The organism is Saccharopolyspora sp. NFXS83, assembly GCF_026241095.1.
Lineage (GTDB): Bacteria > Actinomycetota > Actinomycetes > Mycobacteriales > Pseudonocardiaceae > Saccharopolyspora_C.
Window position 1 is genome coordinate 143916 of sequence record NZ_JAPFGB010000012.1, and the last position, 18788, is coordinate 162703.

An 18788-nucleotide genomic window follows, 5' to 3' on the forward strand; every position below is an offset into this window, starting at 1 on the left:
CGTCGCCCGTGGGCGACGGCAATTCTGTTGGTCCCCTCCGTCCCGGCTCTGGGTGAACCGGGAAGTCCCACGGCGGGTCCGACGGTGTCCGCGCCTTCGCCCGTCACCCGGCCGGGAGTGTCCCCCGGTGAGCTCCGGCCGTCGCCCTGTCCAGGGTCAACGGGTCGGCGAGCCCTCCCTCGTCGTCGAGCCGACCTTGTTCCCACCGGGTCGCTCGCGCGGCCGTCGACGGGTCCAGATCGGCGACGACGCGCAAGGCGTTCAGCACATCGTCGGGTCGAACGACGGGTGTTGTCTGCCGCACGACCGTTACGAGTATCCCATACGGTGCACGGCCCTCGGGCCAATCGTCCACTTGGGCGACGCAAGCGGGAAATCGGTCACGCAGCGCATCCGGATCTGCACTGTCCAGGACTTCCGCCGACACGATGGCCGCACGGGCGTCCAGAGTGCGGCGCCCGTCCTTGGTCATGCGTTCCACTTCCACCGATTCGGCGGCGAGCAGGTTCGCCACCGCGGAGCGCAGCGGCTCCACCGCGACACCGGGCAGTTCGATCCCCCAACGGCTCGCTTCCAGCCGTTCCGCCAACGCTCCCGGCCCCGCCTGCACGACCTCGACCAGCTCCATGCCGGGCGGCAGCACCCGGTTCAGCTCCTCGCGCAGCACTTCCGGGTCCACCTGCCGCACCAGCTGCAGCTCGACGTACTCGGCTTCGCTGCCCACGCCCGTCGGCACCGCACCGGCCCAGGAGACCTTGGGGTGCGGGCTGAAGCCCTGCGAGTACGCCATCGGCACACCGGCGCGGCGCAACGCCCGCTCGAAGACCCGAGCCAGGTCGCGATGCGAGCTGAACCGCAGACGTCCCCGCTTGGCGTAGCGCAGGCGCAGCTTCTGCACCGGCGCCGCCGACGGGTTGGGGTGGTCGCGACGACTCACCAGGCTCCTCCCGGAGGTGGCCGCACGAGTCGGCCGATCGTTGATCCGCACCGGCCGGATCCGCCCCGATCCGACGGGCCCAGCCGTGCCACGACGGTACCGCCTGGTTCCGCTCCGGCCGCCGAGCACCGCGCGGTATGTTCGTCCGGCCCTTGTTCCTCCCGGTGCGCGGTGGCTACCGTCGCGAGCATCGGGCGTTCGCCCGGCCACGTTGGAGGTTGGACGTGCCCTTCGTCCGGCGGGCCGGCGCCGCGGCCACGAGCCTCTTGATCGCTGGCTTGCTGGCGGGTTCCGGTCCTTCAGCCGTCGCGGACCCCGCCGGGTCCTGCGCTGAGGACGGCCTCGACACGCGCTACGTCGTGCTGTTCGAACCAGGTCTCCCCCGCGCGTCGGCCGCTGCTGAGACCGCGGCGCAGTGCGGCTCGATCGCGGCGTACTACGGGCAGATCGGTGTCGGCATCGTCGACTCGGCGGATCCCGGTTTCGGGATCCGGATGGGACCGGACCGCGCCTACAGCGCCGAGCGGCAGGTGCGCGCCGACCGGATCGAGGCAGGTGAGAGCCAGAACGCCGAGCCCGGGGAGCGGCCCGCTCAGGACGATCAGTGGAACCTGCGCCAGATCCGCGCGCAGGAGGCGCACGTCATCACCCGCGGCAGCTCGGACGTGGTCGTCGGCGTGCTGGACTCCGGGGTCGACGCGGCGCACCCCGAGCTGGCGGCGGCGCTGGACCCGGAGCGGTCGGCGAACTGCCTCACCCCGGAGGACCCGGAGCTGACCGACCCGCCGGAGGGCGATGCGCACGGCACGCACGTCGCGGGCATCATCGCCGCCGCCGACGACGGCCACGGCGTCACCGGGGTGGCACCGGCGTCGCGGATCGCGTCGGTCCGCGTGGTCAACGGTGATGGTTACGTGCACCCGGAGTCGGCGGTGTGCGGGTTCGTGTGGGCCGCCGAGCACGGCATCGACGTGGTCAACAGCAGCTTCTTGGTGGAGTCCGCGCAGCTGGGCTGCACCCGCGCCGGGTCGCCGGTGCCGCGGGAGGCGGTGCGCCGGGCGGTGGACTACGCGACCGAGCGGGACGTGCTCACCGTCGCCGCGGTGGGCAACGAGCGGACCGACCTCACCGCGGTCCCGCCGCAGCAGCGAGCGGTGTGCGACGCGGTGCCCACGGATCTGGACGGGGTGGTGTCGGTCGCCGCGGTCGGCCCGGACGCGGTGAAGGCCGGCTACAGCTCGTACGGCTTAGGCGCGGTGGACGTCGCCGCCCCGGGCGGTGAGCAGCACGTCGGCGGATGCGTGCGTTCCACGGTCCCGAGCGAGTACCGCTCGACCTGCGGCACCTCGATGGCGGCCCCGCACGTCGCCGGAGTGGCGGCGCTGCTGGCGGCACGCCATCCGCAGGCGGGCGCAGCGGACTTGAGCCGCATGCTGCAAGAGGCGGCACGCCCCCTGACCTGCCCCCGCGACTACGACCTCAACACCGACGGCGCCCAAGACGCCCTCTGCCGCGGCTACGCCGCCTACAACGGCTTCTACGGCCACGGCCTGGTGGACGCCCTCACCGCAGTGACCAACTGAGCCCCCGCAAGCCGCCGAACGCCAAACCCCAAAGCACAAGCGAATCCGCACCTAGCGGCCGAAGGCCGTGCTGTAGGCGGCGAAGCCCGCCTGCCTGGCGGCCGAAGGCCGTGCTCGTATGCGCGCCAGCGCATAGCCCACGTCGAAAAGCCGCCCACCCGCGGGTTCTCAGCGGCTTCCTCGCGAGGACAGCTTTTTCCCTCGTGGCGGAGCCACGAGGGAAAAAGATCCCGCAGCGAGGAAGCCGCTGAGGTTCCGCCACCCGACCACCCGAGCAAAACGAGCCGAAAAGCTCACTCAGTAAAAGCCGGGTTTTGGATTGGGGAGCCCTGCCCCACCGGGCTGATCGGCAGCAAAACCCGCCCAGAAGGCCCGACCTCGATATCGGTCCCCATCGTCGGGCACACCCCGCAGTCGAAGCACGGCGTCCACCGGCAGTCGTCTTGTTCCCGCGCTTCCAGTGCGTCCTGCCAGTCCGCCCAGAGCCATTCCTTGTCCAGCCCGGAGTCCAGGTGGTCCCACGGCAGGATCTCGTGCTCGGTGCGTTCGCGGGTGGTGTACCAGGCGACGTCCACGCCGAGCTCGGCGAGTTCTTCGGCCGCGCAGGTCGTCCAGCGCTCGTAGGAGAAGTACTCGTTCCAGCCGTCGAACCGGCCGCCTTCGCGCCACACCCGTTCGATGACCTTGCCCAGGCGGCGGTCTCCGCGGGAGAGCAGTCCTTCGACCAGCGAGGGCTTGCCGTCGTGGTAGCGCATGCCGATGTTGCGGCCGAGGCTGCGGTCGGAGTTGACCGCTTGCCGGAGTTTGCGCAGCCGCTCGTCCACCGTGTCCGGGTCGCACTGCGAGGCCCATTGGAACGGGGTGTGCGGTTTCGGCACGAATCCGCCGATGGAGATGGTGCAGCGGATGTCCTTGCGCCCGCTGACCTGCCGACCGGCGCGGATGACCTCCTTGGCCATCTCGGCGATCTGCAGCACGTCCTCGTCCTCTTCGGTGGGCAGGCCGCACATGAAGTAGAGCTTGACCTGCCGCCAGCCGTTGGCGAACGCGGCGGACACGGTCCGGATCAGGTCCTCTTCGGACACCATCTTGTTGATGACGCGGCGGATCCGTTCGCTGCCGCCTTCGGGTGCGAAGGTGAGCCCGGAACGGCGGCCGTTGCGGGACAGCTCGTTGGCGAGGTCCACGTTGAACGCGTCGACGCGGGTAGAGGGCAGCGACAGGCTCGTGTTGGAGCCTTCGTAGCGGTCGGCGAGGCCCTTGGTGACGTCGGCGATCTCGGAGTGGTCGGCGGAGCTCAGCGAGAGCAGCCCGACCTCTTCGAAACCGGTCGCTTCCAAGCCCTTCTGCACCATTTCACCGATGCCCTGGGGCGAGCGCTCCCGCACCGGGCGGGTGATCATCCCTGCTTGGCAGAAGCGGCAGCCGCGGGTGCAGCCGCGGAAGATCTCGACGCTCATCCGCTCGTGCACGCTCTCGGCGAGCGGCACCAGCGGCTGCTTCGGGTACGGCCACTCGTCGAGTTCCATGGTGGTGCGCTTGAAGACCCGGTAGGGCACGCGCTCGTGGTTCGGCACGACTTCGGCGATGGTGCCGTCCTCGGCGTAGCGCACGTCGTAGAACTTCGGCACGTACACGCCGCCGCTCTCGGCGAGGCGCAGCAGCAGCTCGTCGCGTCCGCCGGGGCGGCCTTCGTCCTTCCAGCGCCGGATGGCGTCGGTGATCTCCAGGACGGATTCCTCACCGTCCCCGAGCACCGCTGCGTCGACGAAGTCGGCGATGGGTTCCGGGTTGAACGCGGCGTGCCCACCCGCGAGCACCACGGGGTTCTCCTCGGTGCGGTCGACGGCGTGCAGCGGGATTCCCGCGAGGTCGAGCGCGCTGAGCAGGTTCGTGTAGCCGAGTTCGGTGGCGAAGCTGACGCCGAGCACGTCGAACGCGCCGACCGGGCGGTGCCCGTCCACGGTGAACTGGGGGATCCCGTTCTCCCGCATGAGCTCTTCGAGGTCCGGCCACACCGCGTAGGTGCGTTCGGCGAGCACGTCGGTGAGCTCGTTGAGGATCTCGTAGAGGATCATGACGCCCTGGTTGGGCAGACCGACCTCGTAGGCATCGGGGTACATCAACGCCCACCGCACGGAGGTGGCGTCCCACTCCTTGACGGTCGCGTTGAGTTCCCCGCCCACGTATTGCACGGGTTTGGAGACGCGGGGCAGCAGCGGCTCCAGGCGGTCGAACACGGACTCCACACTCACACCGCCCAGGGTAGAGGTCCCGGTGGAGGCGGATGCGGTGCGGCCTCGACCCGCTGCGGGGCCGGGGGCCGCACCGCCGGGAGTGATCAGACCTCCGGGAACCAGAGCTTGATCTCGCGCTCGGCGGACTCGGGCGAGTCGGAACCGTGCACGAGGTTGAACTGGACCTCCAGGCCGAAGTCGCCGCGGATGCTGCCCGGCGCGGCCTTGTCCACCGGGTCGGTGCCGCCGGCGAGCTGGCGGAACGCCGAGATGGCGCGGGGGCCTTCGACGACGGCGGCCAGCACCTTGCCGGAGGTGATGAACTCCAGCAGCGAGCCGAAGAACGGCTTGCCGTCGTGCTCGGCGTAGTGCTGCTTGGCGAGTTCCTCGCCGACCTGGCGCAGCTCCAGCGCGACCAGCTTGAGCCCCTTGCGTTCGATCCGGCCGATGACCTCGCCGACCAGGCCGCGCTCGACCCCGTCGGGCTTGACCAGGACCAGGGTGCGCTCGCTCACGATTTTCTCCTTCGGATGGGGGCGCGGGCCTGTCCCGAGTCGCCGCGCCCGTGTTGCGCAAAAGGGTATCGGCGCAGGTGAACCGATCGGGCCCGGGGCGGCCGAGCGGCACCGGGAAGGCCGGTGACCTCGACGGTGGTGATCACCGGCACCGCCTCGGGCCGAGTCCGGCGAGCCGAGCACCGCGCCATCGGGTTCAGCGCTGCGGGTCCAGCTCCGCGGACCACAGCGATGCACCGGAGGAGTCGCGCAGGTCCACGGTGAGCCTGCCGCTGCCGCCGTCGATGTTGACTTCGCCGAAGTGCTGGAACCCTTCCAGCGGGGACCCTCCGGTGGCCGCGGGCGCGTTGACGAACACCGTCTCCGGCCCGAACGTCGGGTCGAGGTCGTTCGGCGGGCCCGCCCCGGCGTGTAGCGGCCCGGAGACGAACTCCCAGAACGGGTCGAACGAGGTGAACGCGGCGCGCTCCGGCGAGTAGTGGTTGGCGGCGGTGTAGTGCACGTCCGCGGTCAGCCACACCACGTTGCGCACCCGCCTGCGGCTGACCTCCCGCAGCACCCAGGCGATCTCGGCTTCCCTGCCGCCGGGCGCACCGGGCGCGCCGTTGGCGATGGCTTCGACGTCGGTGTCGCCGTCGGGCACCACGATCCCGAGGGGCATGTCCGCGGCGACGACCTTCCAGGTGGCGCGGGAGCGGGCGAGTTCGTCGACGAACCACCGGGCCTGCTGCTCGCCGAGGATCCGCTCCGGCGTGGTGCCGGGCGAGTTCGCGTCCCGGTAGCTGCGCATGTCCAGCACGAACACGTCCAGCAGCGGCCCGTGCGAGACCTTCCGGTACACGCGCCCGTCGACGGCGTCGACGCGGCGGGCGGGCTGCCACTCGTGGAACGCCTGGAACGCGCGCCGCGCCAGCACGTCGACGCGCTTCTCCGCGTACTTCTCGGAATCGAGGATTTCGCCGGGGTACCAGTTGTTGGTGACCTCGTGGTCGTCCCACTGGACCAGCTGGGGGACGTCGGCGGCGAAGCGGCGCACGTTCTCGTCGAGCAGGTTGTAGGCGAACTGCCCGCGGTATTCGGCGAGCGTTTCGGCGACCTTGGACTTCTCCGGGGTGACGAGGTTGCGCCACGTCCCCCCGTCCGGCAGCGCCACGGTCTCCTCCAGCGGGCCGTCGGAGTAGACGGTGTCGCCGCTGTGCAGGAAGAAGTCCGGGTCACGACGGGCCATCGCCGAGTAGATGGTCATGCCGCCCACATCGGGGTTGATGCCCCAGCCTTGGCCGACGACGTCACCGGACCACAGGAACCGCACGTCCTCGCGTCCGCGCGCGGCGGTGCGGAAGTGCCCGGTGAGCGGTTCGCCGGTGACGCGGCCGTCGAGGTCTTCGGCGCTGACGCGGTAGTGGAACCGCTGCCCCGGGGCGAGCCGGTCGAGCAGCAGCTTCCCCGTGCCGTCGGTCTCCGGGGTGAGCAGCGGCCCGCGGACCCGCCGCGCGTCGCGGAAGCCCGCGTCCCGCGCGACCTCCACGACCATCCGGGAGGGCCGGTCCGCGCGGGTCCACACCACGACCCCGTCCGGCCGCGGATCGCCGAGCTGCACGCCGTGCGTGAGCACCGGCCGTCCGCCGCGCACGAACGCCGGGGCGGCACCGGCCGTCGACGGCAGCAGCAGTCCGGCGCCCGCCAGACCGGTTCCGGTGATCGCCCGTCGCAGCAGGTCACGTCGATTCATCGCACTCATGTGCCGGTTTTAGCCGAGTCAGGCGGCCATCCGGCGACCTGCGGGCGACGAACAGTTGAACCTCCGGTCCCTGGTGCGGCCCGAGCTCGCCGACTAGGTTCGGCTGCGGCCGTACCGACCGGCCGGTCCGAACGAGGAGGTCCGGATGCGCGCAGCCGTGCACACCGCCGTGAACGAGCCGATGACCATCGAGGAGATCGCCGACCCGCATCCGAAGGCCGGCGAGGTCGCCATCGACGTGCTCTCGTGCGGCGCCTGCCACTCGGATCTGCACGTGCTCAAGGGAGAGCTGCCGTTCCCCACTCCGGCGGTGCTCGGGCACGAGGTCGCGGGGGTGATCTCCGAGGTCGGGCCGGAGGTGAGCGGGGTGCGCGTCGGCGACCGGGTGGTGACCAGCTTCATCATGCCGTGCGGCCGTTGCGCCCAGTGCACGCGCGGGAATTCGGAGATCTGCCTGGAGTTCTTCGCGCACAACCGGGCGAAGGGCCTGCTCTACGACGGGCAGACCCGGTTGTTCCGGCCTGGCGGCGAGCCGGTGTGGATGTACTCGATGGGCGGGCTCGCGCAGCGTTCGGTGACGCCCGCGACGTCGGTGTACAAGGTGCCGGACGAGGTGGAACTGGCCGATGTGGCCTCGGTGGGCTGTTCGACGATGACCGCCTACGGGGCGCTGCGCCACGCCGCCGACGTGCGGGTGGGCGACGCGGTCGCGGTGGTCGCGGCCGGCGGCGTGGGCAGTTCGCTGATCCAGCTGGCGGCGCTGTTCGGCGCCTCGATGATCGTCGCGGTGGACATCGCCGACGACAAGCTCGAAGCGGCCCGCAAGCTAGGCGCCACGCACACCGTGAATTCGTCCGATGTGGACGCTCCGGAGGCGATCCGCGAGCTGACCGGTGGCCGCGGGGTCGATGTGGCCTTCGAGGCGCTGGGGAGCACGGCCACGTTCGGCGTGGCCCGCGATTCGGTGGTGGAGGGCGGTCAGGTGGTGGTCGTCGGCATCGCCCCGAAGGGCAGCGTCGGCGAGTTCGACCTGGCCACCATCGCGCGCCGGAAGCTGCAGATCAAAGGCTCCTACGGCGCGAAACCGCAGCGGGACATGCCGGTGCTGCTGGACATGGTGGCCCGCGGGCAGCTGCGCCCGCAGGACGCGGTGAGCCGCCGCTTCGCGTTCGACGAGGTGCAGGACGCCTACGACGCGCTGAACCGCCGCGAGATCCAGGGCCGGGCGGTCATCGACATCGCGTGATCAGCTCCACTGATCGGTGTCGAGGCATTCCAGCAGCGCGGCGTTGTCGTTGACGTCGATCCCGGCGCGCGGCTCGCCCAGTTCGAACGTCGAGAGCTGGAATTTCCGCGTCACCAGTTGAGGAATCTGATTCGCCACCACATCGTTGTTGATCTCCATACGCCATGGATACCGATGATCAACACGGCTGCCAAGGACACGATCAGGTGCCGTCGCCGAACGGCGACCGGTTCGGCGGGTGCTCGATCACTGCTCCGGCGGATACCCCTCGGGGTGGCCGAGCTGGTCGAACAAGCGGCCTTCGCGCATCCGCTTCGCGACGTCGTGGCGCAGGTACAGCATGTAGCCCCACACCGCCGCGAACAGCAGTCCCATGATTCCCACGGCGGGGTGCACCAGGTAGCAGGCGATCATCGCGACCTGCAGCACCAGCGCGAACCCGAGCCCCCACGGCTTCCGCTGGGTGAACCCGGCGATCAGCATGAGCACGGTGAGCGCGCCGACCACGGCGAACCCGATGCCGGTGACGCCACCGCCGAACTGCCACACGACGGGAAGTGCGAGCCCGAAGGTGATGAACTCCATCACCAGGGTGCCCGCCATGATGCCGCGCAGCCCCTTCCACGGGTCGCGCACGCCTTCGGGCGCGGTGGGCAGCGACCAGAAGGACTGGGGCTCGGATCCGGACTCGGTCACAATGGCTCCTTGCCGAACAGTGCTCGCCCTTCACCGGCGGTCACCACGGACCCGGTGATCACCACGCCGCCACCGGAGACGGTGTCGGAGTCGCCGGTGGTCTCCTCCGCCATCTGGATGGCGGTCTCCACGGCGTCGTCCAAGCGCTGTTCCACGACGATGCGGTCCGGGCCGAAGATGTCCTTGGCCAGGGCCGCGAGCTCGTCGGGATCCATCGCGCGCGGCGAGGAGTTCTTGGTGAGCACGACTTCTTCCACGACGGGTTCGAGTTCCCGCAGCACTCCGCGCACGTCCTTGTCGGACAGCACGCCGATCACGGCGACGAGGCGGCGGAAGGAGAACTCGGAGCTCAGCGCGTCCGCGAGCGCGCGGGCGCCGTGCGGGTTGTGCGCGGCGTCGACGAGCACGGCCGGGGCGGCGCGGACCCGCTCCAGGCGACCGGGCGTGATCACACCGGCGAACGCCTCCTGGACGGCTTCGACGTCGAGCTGCTGGTCGGCTCCGGCCCCGAAGAACGCCTCCACGGTCGCCAGCGCCAGCGCGGCGTTGCGGGCTTGGTGCTCCCCGTGCAGCGGCAGGAAGATCTCGTCGTAGGTGCCGCCGAGCCCTTGCAGCTTGAGCATCTGCCCGCCGACGGCGACGGTCCGCGAGAGCACGCCGAACTCGTTGCCTTCGCGGGCCACGGTGGCGTCGACCTCGGCGATCCGCTCCATGATCGGCGTCTGCACCTCGGCGGTCTGCGCGGCGAGCACCACCACCGACTCGGGTTTGATGATCCCGGCCTTCTCCCTCGCGATGCCCGCGAGATCGGTGCCGAGGTAGTCGGCGTGGTCCAGCGCGATCGGGCAGAGCACCGCGATGTGCGCGTCGGCGACGTTGGTGGCGTCCCAGCCGCCGCCGAGGCCGACTTCCAGGACCGCCGCTTCGACCGGGGCGTCGGCGAACGCGGCGAACGCCATGCCGGTCAGCACCTCGAACTTCGACATCTTCACGTCGTGGTTCGAGTCCACGATGGAGACGTAGGGCGCGATGTCGCGGTAGGCCTCGACGTAGGCGTCCGGGCTGATCGGCGCGCCGTCGATGCTGATGCGCTCGGTGGCGAGCTGCAGGTGCGGGCTGGTGTAACGCCCGACGCGCAGGCCGATGCGCGTGAGCAGCGCGTCGACCATCCGCGAGACGGACGACTTCCCGTTCGTGCCGCCGATGTGCACGACCTGGTAGTTGCGCTGCGGATCGGCCAGCAGGTCGGTGAGCGCCCTGATCCGATCCAACGACGGCTCGATCTTCGTCTCCGGCCAGCGCTCGTTGAGCTCGGCCTCCACGACGCGCAGCTCGTGCAGCGCACCGGACTCGGTGCCGGACAACTGGCACACTCCCCTACCCCGACGACAAACGTCCAGCTCAAGTCTACGTCGGAGGGTGCACATCCCGGGCCCGCGCCCCCAGGAGGTTGGGAGTGAACGGACCGTTCGTCCAATCCCGTTGGACGAACGGGCCGTTCACCTCAACCACCACTCCCGTCACGCCGGGAGGTCGAAGCGCCCCGCCTTGGCCTCGGCGAGGAACGTGCTAGAGAGCTGGACGCCTGGCCGCCACGCCCATGGGGGATCATCGTGATCAGCAGTCAGAGCTTGCCGATCTAGGATCACGTGATGAGCGACGCGCACGACCTCTGCACCGGCACGCTGGGCACTCGATTCCGGCTTACCGAGTCCAACAGCGTCCAAACCATCGACGATTCATACCGGCGATTGGCGGCCGAGCTGACCGACGACGAGCGCGCCGAGCGTCACGCGCGCACGACTGCCCGTCGTGTGCGACTTGCTGCGTGGGACCACCGCTGACGGCACGTTCGCCGTCAGCAACGCACCGACTGACCGATCTACCGGAAAGCCCGGCTGAGCAACTACCCCGATCACCGAGGCACGTCTAATCTCCCCGCCTTGGCCGCGTCCAAGAGCACCGCCCACGACATCGAGGAGAAGGCGAGCACTGGGCCACCTGCCTCCTTCGAGTCCCGCACGCTGACCGCCCGTGCCGGAAGACGCACCTCCACGCAGTTGTCGCTTCCGCCGGAGCTCCTGCTGCTCTTGAACCAACCCGTGTCCATCACGCCTCCTCGATGGACGCCGTCGAACGCAGGTCAGCGATCGAAGCGCCCCGCCTTCGCCTCGACGAGAAACGCACCCCAGACCGATAACCGGAACGCGAACGCCGGGCCCGAACGCTCCTTGGAATCCCGGACACCCGCCCCGTTGCTGGAAATCCGCACCTCAACGCAATTGTCACTGGCAGCCGCACTCCTGCTGCTCTTGAACCAACCCGTGTCCATCACGCCTCCTCGAATGCCGCTAGAAATGATCACCGATCGAAGCGCGCCGCCTTCGCCTCGGCGAGGAACGCACCCCAGGTCGATAGCGAGAACGCGAACGCCGGGCCTGAACGCTCCTTGGAATCCCGCACACCGACCGTGTGGGGGAGATCCGCACCTCCACGCAGTTATCGCTCGCTCCAGAGCTTCGGGATCTCTTGAACCATCCGCTATCCGCACCACGTGTCACAGCCACAGCTCCTCTTCCAGCCGCTCGATCAACTTCGGCGCTTCGTCCCTCGTGACCGCCAGTTCAGCGAGGCCCTTGAACGCATGTCGCAGCAGAGAGACGTCCGAGTCACCGTCGAAGTAGGTGGACGGGCCGAAAGTGGCGGAGGAGAACCCCACCGGCCCGCCCTTGTCTCCGAACTCGAACACGGTGAAGCCGCCACCCCGTGCCGGATTCCGCGTGCCGAACGGCAGAACCTGGACGGTGAGGTCATCGTGCAATTCCAAGAGCTCACGGAGGTGCCGAAGCTGGGCACGCATGACCTCCTCCGAACCAACGACCGTCCGAAGCGCCTCTTCGGTCACTATGAAGTGCAGGGCCTTCGCAGCTTCAGCACCGAACGCCTTCTCTTGCCGGTTCAGACGTGCATCAGTCCGTCGCTCGACCTCGTCATCCGACGCGTCCCACCACACGCCGTCACCGTCCGCCATGAGCGCCCTAATGTAGTCGGGACACTGGAGCAAGCCCGGAACGATCGCCGCCTCGTAGCTGCACATGCCCACAGCGCTCGCTTCCAGGTCGACGAAACGCTGGAACGAGCGCGGCAATGCGTCGGTGTAGGGCCGTCGAGGCTGTCGCTTGCGCGCCTCTGCGGCCAGTGCAAGGACCGCTGAGCGCTCATCGCCCTTTACGCCGTAAAGATCGAGCAGTGAGTCGAGATCGCCCGGGGTGATCGTGCTCTTGCCGTCCTCCAGCTCAGCAACCCGCGATCGGACCTTGCCCAGAACCTCCGATGCTTCCTGCCTCGTCCGCTGAGCTTCCGACCTGAGCCTCCGCAACGCGAGTCCCAGTTGGCGGCGCTCCAACGTCTGTCGAACTCGGCCCATCAGCCGACCTCCTCGCGAGATCAAAGGATCTCATTCGATCAGTTGATACACAAGTCCGATATCGGACTTTAAGCTTAACTCCGATATCGGACCAGAACCCCGGAGGCGCAGCATGTCCCTGTACTTCGACACCAAGGTGTCCGTCGAGTCCTTTGTGGACATGGAGGCGGATGTGACGCTGCGGCACGAGGTGGACGAGCTCAACGACCGGATCACGCTGGTCTTCGGCCGGGACGAGTTCGTCCTGCTGCTCGGCCGCGAAACACTAGAGTGCGTCGTCGAGGCGGGAAGGCGAGCGCTGGCGCAGCTCTCCGCGGCAGCCGTCTCGGAAGAATGATCCGCTCCCCCGCCGATGCCCCCAGAAGCGAACGGCCCGTTCGCCCAACGGGATTGGACGAACGGGCCGTTCACTCAAACCACCTCACGCCGGGGGCAGGGCCGCCAGGCGGGATTCGATCCGGGCGATGTCGGTCTGCGCCGTGTCGCGGCGGACCTTGATCTTCTCGACCACGTCGGCGGGCGCCTTGTCGGTGAAGGACGGGTTGCCGAGCTTCTTCTCGGTGCCCTCCAGCTCCTTGCGGGCCGCCGCGAGGTCCTTCTCCAGCCGCTTGCGCTCGGCCGCGATGTCAACCGCGCCGGAGAGGTCCAGCTCGACCGTCGCGGTCCCGCCGGTCAGGCCGATCTCCAGCGACGCCGAGGACGTGAAGTCCTCCCCCGGCTCGTTGAGCTTCGCCAGCGACCGCACCGCGGGCAGGTGCCCGGACAGCTCCAGCTCGTCCAGCCCGCCGAGGCGCGCGGCCACCCGCTGACCGGGCTTCAAGCCCTGGTCGGAGCGGAACCGGCGGATCTCGGTGATCAGCTTCTGGGCCGAGACGATGCGCTGCGCGGCGCCCTCGTCCGCGGGCGTGCCCGCGGCCTTCGGCCAGTCCGCGATGACCACGGACTCACGTCCGGTCAGCGTGGTCCACAGCGTCTCGGTGACGAACGGGATCGTCGGGTGCAGCAGGCGCAGCAGCACGTCGAGCACGTGACCGAGGACTTCGCGGGTGCGCTCGGCGCGGTCCCCGCAGCCGTCCATCTGGACCTTCGACAGCTCCACGTACCAGTCGCAGAACTCGTCCCAGGTGAAGTGGTAGAGCGCCTCGGTGGACTTCGCGAACTGGAAGTCCTCCAGCAGTTCGTCCACGTCGGACGTGAGCTGGTCGGTGCGGTCCAGGATCCAGCGGTCCGCGTCGGTGAGCTCCGCGCGGTCCGGCAGCGCCGACGGCACGCGGGCACCGTTCATCAGCGCGAACTTGGTGGCGTTGAACAGCTTCGTGCAGAAGCTGCGCGACCCCGCGACCCACTCCTCGCTGATCGGCGCGTCCGCACCCGGGTTCGCGCCGCGCGCCAAGGTGAACCGCAGCGCGTCGGTGCCGTAGGTGTCCATCCACTCCAGCGGATCGACCGTGTTGCCCGCGGACTTCGACATCTTCTTGCCGTGCGCGTCGCGGACCATGCCGTGCAGCGCGATCACGTTGAACGGCGCCACGCCGTCCATCGCGTACAGGCCGAACATCATCATCCGGGCGACCCAGAAGAACAAGATGTCGTAGCCCGTGACGAGCACGCTCGTCGGGTAGAACTTCGCCAGGTCCGCGGTCTGCTCCGGCCAGCCCATCGTGGAGAACGGCCACAGGCCCGACGAGAACCACGTGTCGAGCACGTCCTCGTCCTGGCGCCAGCCGTCGCCCGAGGGCGGCTCCTCGTCGGGGCCGACGCAGACGACCTCGCCGTTCGGGCCGTACCAGATCGGGATCCGGTGGCCCCACCACAGCTGCCGCGAGATGGCCCAGTCGTGCAGGTTGTCGACCCAGTCGAAGTAGCGCTTGGCCATCTCCGGCGGGTGCACCGCGACCCGGCCGTCGCGGACCGCGTCGCCCGCGGCCTGCGCCAGCGGACCGACCTTGACGAACCACTGCAACGACAGCCGCGGCTCGATCGGCTCCTTGGAACGCGAGCTGTGGCCGACGCTGTGCAGGTAGGGGCGCTTCTCCGCGACGATGCGGTCCTGCTCGCGCAGCGCCTCGCGGACGGCGACGCGGGCCTCGAAGCGGTCCATGCCGTCGAACTCGGTGCCGGTGTGGGCGATGCGGCCCTGCTCGTCCATCACGGTGAGCATCGGCAGGTCGTGGCGCTGGCCGATCTCGAAGTCGTTCGGGTCGTGGGCGGGGGTCACCTTGACCGCGCCGGTGCCGAACTCGGGGTCCACGTGCTCGTCGGCGACGACCGGGATGGTGCGGCCGGTCAGCGGCAGCTCGACCCGAGTGCCGACCAGGTTCCGGTAGCGCTCGTCGTCCGGGTGCACCGCGATGGCGGTGTCACCGAGCATCGTCTCCACGCGGGTCGTGGCCACGATGATCTCGGAGTCGCCGGAGCCGTAGCGCATCGAGACGAGCTCGCCCTCGACCTCGCGGTGCTCCACCTCGATGTCGGAGATCGCCGAACGCATCGCGGGCGACCAGTTCACCAGACGCTCCGCCCGGTAGATCAGGCCGTCGTCGAAGAGCTTCTTGAAGATCGTCTGAACCGCGCGGGACAGCCCCGAGTCCATCGTGAAGCGCTCGCGGCTCCAGTCGACGCTGTCCCCGAGGCGGCGCATCTGGGACAGGATCGAGCCGCCGTGCTGCTCCTTCCACTCCCAGACCCGCTCCAGGAACTTCTCCCGGCCGAGCTCGCGGTGGTCGACGCCCTCCTCGCGGAGCTCCCGCTCCACCAGAGCTTGGACGGCGATGCTGGCGTGGTCCATGCCGGGCAGCCACAGCGCTTCGTAGCCCTGCATCCGGCGACGCCGCGTGAGCACGTCCATCAGGGTGTGCTCGAACGCGTGGCCGATGTGCAGGCTGCCGGTCACGTTCGGCGGCGGGATCACGATCGAGAACGGCGGCTTGTCGCTGGTCGCGTCGGCGGTGAAGTACTCGGCGGCTACCCAGCGCTGGTACAGCTCGGCCTCGACGTCGGCCGGGTTCCAGCTCGACGGAAGTTCACGGGGCTGTGCGGTCCCGGAGGAGGTCTCCGGGAGAGGGGCGCTGGTTTGTGTCACGCACCGATTCTACGAACCGCCTTCAGCCGACTTACCGGGCCTCACCTCCCGCGTTGCGCCGGCCGTGTGAACCACGCCACGCGGGGAGTGCTCCCGCGACCATGAAGGAGGACCCTGGTGGCCATGTCGCGCAAAGCCCCCGAACAGGACATCGACGAGTCGGCGCTGTCCACCCACGACCCGAAGGACCACGCCGCAGGCGTCAAGGCGGTGATGGTGTCGCTGCGCCGCAGCTGGGAACAGATGGGCGCGGGTCGCACGATCAAGACGTTGCCGCTGCTCAACCAGCGTTCCGGCTTCGACTGCCCGGGCTGCGCGTGGCCGGACCCGCGCGAGGCCGACGGGGACAAGCGCAGCGTCGCCGAGTTCTGCGAGAACGGCGCGAAGGCAGTGGCCGAGGAGGCCACCACCCGGCGGGTCGACGCGGACTTCTTCGCGCGGCATTCGATCGAGGAGCTCGCGGGCAAGTCGGAGTACTGGCTCGGGCAGCAGGGGCGCCTGACCCAGCCGATGATCAAGCAGTCCGGCGACACCCACTACCGGCCGATCGGCTGGGACGGGGCGCTCGACGTCGTCGCGGAGGGGCTGCGCGAGCTGAACTCCCCGGACGAGGCGGCCTTCTACACCTCCGGGCGCACCAGCAACGAGGCCGCGTTCCTGTACCAACTGCTGGTGCGCAGCTTCGGCACGAACAACCTGCCGGACTGCTCGAACATGTGCCACGAGTCCTCCGGTTCGGCGCTGACCGAGACCATCGGCATCGGCAAGGGCTCGGTGTCGCTGGCCGACGTCGAGCACGCCGACCTGGTCATGGTGGTGGGGCAGAACCCGGGCACCAACCACCCGCGGATGCTCTCCACCTTGGAGAAGGTCAAGGGCCACGGCGGCAAGATCATCGCGGTGAACCCGCTGCCCGAGGCCGGGCTGATGCGGTTCAAGAACCCGCAGAACGTGCGCGGCGTCGCCGGCAAGGGCACCGCTCTGTGCGACGAGTTCGCCCAGATCCGCATCGGCGGCGACCTCGCGCTGTTCAAGGCGCTGACCGCGCTGCTGGCGCAGGCCGAGCAGGACGCCCCAGGCACCGTGCTGGACCGCGAGTTCATCGAGCAGCACACCCACGGCTTCGACGAGTTCTTCGCGCAGGCCACCGACATCGACTGGGACGCGACGCTCACGGCCACCGCGCTGTCCCGCGAGCAGATCGAGACGATCGCGCGGATGCTCATCGAATCCGAGCGGACCGTGATCTGCTGGGCGATGGGCCTCACCCAGCAGAAGAAGGCCGTGCCGACGATCCGCGAAGCCGTCAACCTGCTGCTGCTGCGCGGCATGATCGGCAAGCCGGGTGCGGGCGTGTGCCCGGTCCGCGGCCACTCCAACGTGCAAGGCGACCGGACGATGGGCATCTGGGAGAAGATGCCGGAGCCGTTCATGGCCGCGATGGAAGCCGAGTTCGGCATCCCCATGCCGCGCAAGCACGGCTACGACACCGTGGACGCGCTGCACGCCATGCAGGCCGGTGAGGTGAAGGCGTTCTTCGCCGTGGGCGGCAACTTCGTGTCCGCCACCCCGGACACCGCGGGCACCGAGCGGGCGCTGCGCGGCTGCGGGCTCACCGTGCAGGTCTCCACGAAGCTCAACCGCTCGCACGCGGTCGTGGGCGACACGGCGCTGATCCTGCCGACGCTGGGCCGCACCGAGCGCGACGTGCAGGCGTCCGGGCCGCAGTTCGTCACCGTCGAGGACTCGATGTCGGTCGTGCACGCCTCCCGAGGCAGGCTCGAACCGGCGTCGGACGCCCTGCTCTCCGAGGTCGCGATCATCTCCCGGCTGGCCCGGAAGCTGCTCGGCGACGGGCACCCGGTGCGCTGGGAGGAGTTCGAGAAGGACTACGACGCGGTGCGCAGGCACATCGCCGAGGTGGTGCCCGGCTGCACCGACTACAACGCGAAGGTCCGCGAACCGGACGGCTTCGTGCTGCCGCACCCGCCGCGGGACAGCCGCACGTTCACCACCACCACCGGCAAGGCGAACTTCACGGTGAACGAGCCGCAGCCGCTGGTGCTGCCGGAGGGCAGGCTGCTGCTGCAGACGCTGCGCAGCCACGACCAGTACAACACCACGATCTACGGGCTCTCGGACCGCTACCGCGGCATCGAGGACGCCCGCCGCGTGGTCATGGTCAACGAGAAGGACATCGCCGCGCTCGGTTTCGCCGACGGCGACCTGGTGAACCTCGTCTCCGAGTGGCCCGGCGAGCCCGGCCCCACCGGAGAGTCCACTGTGGAGGAACGGCGCGCGGGGCGGTTCCGCATCGTCGCCTACCCCACGGCTCGTGACTGCGCCGCCGCCTACTACCCGGAGGCGAACCCGCTGGTACCGCTGGGTTCGGTGGCGGAGAAGTCCAACACCCCGGTCTCCAAGGCGATCATCATCCGCCTGGAACGGGTCACCGACTGACACCCCGGCAGGTCGCGCGGTGGCACCTCGACCGCCCACCACCGCGCGACCTGCCGGAGATCGACTCGCCCCCACGGCGATCGCGAACCCGCGCATCACGGCCGAAGGCCGTGCCTTTGCGGCGAAGCCGTGCAGTGGGCGAGCGAAGCAAAGCCTGCCTTGCGGCCGAAGGCCGTGCCTGTAAAGCGCGAAGCGCTTTAGCCCACGTCGAAAAGCCGCTCACCCGCGGGTTCTCAGCTGTCTTCTCGCCAGGACGGCTTTTTCCCTCGTGGCGGAGCCACTCGGGAAAAAGATCCCGCAGCGAGAAGGACGCTGAAGTTCCGCCACGGAACCACCCGAGCAGAACGAGCCGTCCAAGCAAGGGATCGGCACGGGCGGGGCGCGCGTCCGAGGTCACCGCCCGTGCCGATCGGGCCCGATCGCCGTCCCACGGGGGGACAACGTGCCGCGGCACGACGCTCGGACCGGCATCCGGTGCCCCAGCAGAACGCTCAGGACACCGGTGGTGCGGCGAGCGGGACGCGGAAGCGTCGCGAGGCACCAGGGGCACGGGCGGGCCAGTGGCCGCGACATCTCCGCGGTCAGCACGACCAGGCCGCACAGCGCCCGGTACAGCCCTCGTCCCCTGGCCAACCCCTCGGCCATCTCGACATCCCCCACGAAGTGGTCACGTCCATCGTGGACATCGGTCACCCGGACCGGCCGATCACCTCGTCGCCGCATACCCACAGCATCGGCACCGCCGCGCCGGCGCAACAGGGAACACCTCGGGGCAACCCGGGGAACGTGCCGAAACATCCGGTGGCCTCGGCGATTGGCCTACCCGCCGGGGCCGTTCAGGGCAACTTGGGGCAAGATCGGCGA

Annotated in this window: 18 protein-coding genes; 5 read left to right on the top strand and 13 right to left on the bottom strand. The window is 69.5% G+C overall.

Annotated features, from left to right (window positions below; all coding sequences use genetic code 11):
• Window positions 1-103: 103 nt before the first annotated feature.
• Window positions 104-898, bottom strand: a complete 795-nt coding sequence (locus OOZ19_RS15575; RefSeq protein ID WP_266090871.1) for a TIGR03936 family radical SAM-associated protein — start codon at window positions 896-898, stop codon at window positions 104-106.
• 305 nt (window positions 899-1203) lie between these two features.
• Here OOZ19_RS15575 and OOZ19_RS15580 point away from each other — a divergent pair, with 305 nt between their 5' ends.
• The gene (locus OOZ19_RS15580) at window positions 1204-2520 is read left to right on the top strand and encodes a S8 family peptidase (RefSeq protein ID WP_266090814.1); all 1317 of its coding nucleotides are present in this window, start codon (window positions 1204-1206) and stop codon (window positions 2518-2520) included.
• A 293-nt stretch (window positions 2521-2813) separates the two neighbouring features.
• Here OOZ19_RS15580 and OOZ19_RS15585 read toward each other — a convergent pair whose 3' ends face one another.
• The 3 genes from OOZ19_RS15585 to OOZ19_RS15595 all read right to left on the bottom strand — a co-directional run bounded on the left by OOZ19_RS15585 (window position 2814) and on the right by OOZ19_RS15595 (window position 7013).
• Window positions 2814-4775 carry a TIGR03960 family B12-binding radical SAM protein gene (locus OOZ19_RS15585; protein WP_266090815.1) on the bottom strand — a complete coding sequence of 654 codons (1962 nt, stop codon included), beginning with the start codon at window positions 4773-4775 and terminating at the stop codon, window positions 2814-2816.
• A gap of 86 nt (window positions 4776-4861) precedes the next feature.
• Window positions 4862-5272: a nucleoside-diphosphate kinase gene (ndk, locus tag OOZ19_RS15590; protein ID WP_266090816.1), complete on the bottom strand. Its 411-nt coding sequence runs from the start codon at window positions 5270-5272 to the stop codon at window positions 4862-4864.
• A gap of 196 nt (window positions 5273-5468) precedes the next feature.
• A complete protein-coding gene (locus OOZ19_RS15595; RefSeq protein WP_266090817.1) occupies window positions 5469-7013 on the bottom strand; it encodes an alkaline phosphatase D family protein in 1545 nt (514 codons plus the stop codon).
• A 145-nt stretch (window positions 7014-7158) separates the two neighbouring features.
• On the opposite strand from OOZ19_RS15595, the gene OOZ19_RS15600 reads away from it, so the two are divergent.
• Window positions 7159-8259 carry a zinc-binding dehydrogenase gene (locus OOZ19_RS15600; RefSeq protein WP_266090818.1) on the top strand — a complete coding sequence of 367 codons (1101 nt, stop codon included), beginning with the start codon at window positions 7159-7161 and terminating at the stop codon, window positions 8257-8259.
• Here the strand turns inward: OOZ19_RS15600 and OOZ19_RS15605 are convergent, their stop codons facing one another.
• The 3 genes from OOZ19_RS15605 to folC all read right to left on the bottom strand — a co-directional run bounded on the left by OOZ19_RS15605 (window position 8260) and on the right by folC (window position 10319).
• Complete coding sequence (locus tag OOZ19_RS15605; protein WP_266090819.1) at window positions 8260-8418, bottom strand: hypothetical protein; 159 nt, start codon at window positions 8416-8418, stop codon at window positions 8260-8262. It abuts the gene before it with no gap.
• Window positions 8419-8505: 87 nt separating this feature from the next.
• On the bottom strand, window positions 8506-8955 hold the full coding sequence (locus tag OOZ19_RS15610) for a DUF4233 domain-containing protein (RefSeq protein WP_266090820.1): 450 nt from the start codon (window positions 8953-8955) through the stop codon (window positions 8506-8508).
• Window positions 8952-10319: a bifunctional tetrahydrofolate synthase/dihydrofolate synthase gene (folC, locus tag OOZ19_RS15615; protein WP_266090821.1), complete on the bottom strand. Its 1368-nt coding sequence runs from the start codon at window positions 10317-10319 to the stop codon at window positions 8952-8954. The genes OOZ19_RS15610 and folC overlap by 4 nt, the downstream gene beginning before the upstream one ends.
• A gap of 288 nt (window positions 10320-10607) precedes the next feature.
• On the opposite strand from folC, the gene OOZ19_RS15620 reads away from it, so the two are divergent.
• Complete coding sequence (locus OOZ19_RS15620; RefSeq protein WP_266090822.1) at window positions 10608-10799, top strand: hypothetical protein; 192 nt, start codon at window positions 10608-10610, stop codon at window positions 10797-10799.
• Window positions 10800-10870: 71 nt separating this feature from the next.
• Here the strand turns inward: OOZ19_RS15620 and OOZ19_RS15625 are convergent, their stop codons facing one another.
• The 4 genes from OOZ19_RS15625 to OOZ19_RS15640 all read right to left on the bottom strand — a co-directional run bounded on the left by OOZ19_RS15625 (window position 10871) and on the right by OOZ19_RS15640 (window position 12382).
• The gene (locus tag OOZ19_RS15625; RefSeq protein WP_266090823.1) at window positions 10871-11065 is read right to left on the bottom strand and encodes a DUF397 domain-containing protein; all 195 of its coding nucleotides are present in this window, start codon (window positions 11063-11065) and stop codon (window positions 10871-10873) included.
• A 33-nt stretch (window positions 11066-11098) separates the two neighbouring features.
• Window positions 11099-11287, bottom strand: coding sequence for a DUF397 domain-containing protein (locus tag OOZ19_RS15630; RefSeq protein WP_266090824.1), 189 nt, complete (start codon window positions 11285-11287; stop codon window positions 11099-11101).
• 29 nt (window positions 11288-11316) lie between these two features.
• Complete coding sequence (locus tag OOZ19_RS30170) at window positions 11317-11418, bottom strand: DUF397 domain-containing protein (RefSeq protein WP_266090825.1); 102 nt, start codon at window positions 11416-11418, stop codon at window positions 11317-11319.
• Window positions 11419-11512: 94 nt separating this feature from the next.
• Window positions 11513-12382, bottom strand: a complete 870-nt coding sequence (locus tag OOZ19_RS15640) for a helix-turn-helix domain-containing protein (protein ID WP_266090826.1) — start codon at window positions 12380-12382, stop codon at window positions 11513-11515.
• Between the two features lie 112 nt (window positions 12383-12494).
• Between OOZ19_RS15640 and OOZ19_RS15645 the strand changes: the two genes are divergently transcribed.
• Window positions 12495-12719 (top strand): hypothetical protein, encoded by a 225-nt coding sequence (locus OOZ19_RS15645; RefSeq protein ID WP_266090827.1) that lies wholly within the window; start codon window positions 12495-12497, stop codon window positions 12717-12719.
• 84 nt (window positions 12720-12803) lie between these two features.
• On the opposite strand, the gene OOZ19_RS15650 is transcribed toward OOZ19_RS15645, so the two are convergent.
• On the bottom strand, window positions 12804-15464 hold the full coding sequence (locus OOZ19_RS15650; RefSeq protein WP_266090828.1) for a valine--tRNA ligase: 2661 nt from the start codon (window positions 15462-15464) through the stop codon (window positions 12804-12806).
• 123 nt (window positions 15465-15587) lie between these two features.
• Here OOZ19_RS15650 and OOZ19_RS15655 point away from each other — a divergent pair, with 123 nt between their 5' ends.
• Window positions 15588-17924: an FdhF/YdeP family oxidoreductase gene (locus OOZ19_RS15655; RefSeq protein ID WP_266090829.1), complete on the top strand. Its 2337-nt coding sequence runs from the start codon at window positions 15588-15590 to the stop codon at window positions 17922-17924.
• A 393-nt stretch (window positions 17925-18317) separates the two neighbouring features.
• Here the strand turns inward: OOZ19_RS15655 and OOZ19_RS15660 are convergent, their stop codons facing one another.
• Complete coding sequence (locus OOZ19_RS15660) at window positions 18318-18569, bottom strand: hypothetical protein (protein WP_266090830.1); 252 nt, start codon at window positions 18567-18569, stop codon at window positions 18318-18320.
• Window positions 18570-18788 lie beyond the last annotated feature (219 nt).

Excerpts from the sequence above, each read along its gene's own strand:
- OOZ19_RS15625 (WP_266090823.1), bottom strand. The coding sequence starts at position 11,065 with ATGGACACGGGTTGGTTCAAGAGCAGCAGGAGCTCCGGCGGAAGCGAC.
- OOZ19_RS15660 (WP_266090830.1), bottom strand. The coding sequence starts at position 18,569 with ATGGCCGAGGGGTTGGCCAGGGGACGAGGGCTGTACCGGGCGCTGTGC.
- OOZ19_RS15605 (WP_266090819.1), bottom strand. The coding sequence starts at position 8,418 with ATGGAGATCAACAACGATGTGGTGGCGAATCAGATTCCTCAACTGGTG.
- OOZ19_RS15620 (WP_266090822.1), top strand. The coding sequence starts at position 10,608 with ATGAGCGACGCGCACGACCTCTGCACCGGCACGCTGGGCACTCGATTC.
- OOZ19_RS15600 (WP_266090818.1), top strand. The coding sequence starts at position 7,159 with ATGCGCGCAGCCGTGCACACCGCCGTGAACGAGCCGATGACCATCGAG.
- OOZ19_RS15630 (WP_266090824.1), bottom strand. The coding sequence starts at position 11,287 with ATGGACACGGGTTGGTTCAAGAGCAGCAGGAGTGCGGCTGCCAGTGAC.
- OOZ19_RS15655 (WP_266090829.1), top strand. The coding sequence starts at position 15,588 with ATGTCGCGCAAAGCCCCCGAACAGGACATCGACGAGTCGGCGCTGTCC.
- OOZ19_RS15595 (WP_266090817.1), bottom strand. The coding sequence starts at position 7,013 with ATGAGTGCGATGAATCGACGTGACCTGCTGCGACGGGCGATCACCGGA.
- OOZ19_RS15645 (WP_266090827.1), top strand. The coding sequence starts at position 12,495 with ATGTCCCTGTACTTCGACACCAAGGTGTCCGTCGAGTCCTTTGTGGAC.
- OOZ19_RS15640 (WP_266090826.1), bottom strand. The coding sequence starts at position 12,382 with ATGGGCCGAGTTCGACAGACGTTGGAGCGCCGCCAACTGGGACTCGCG.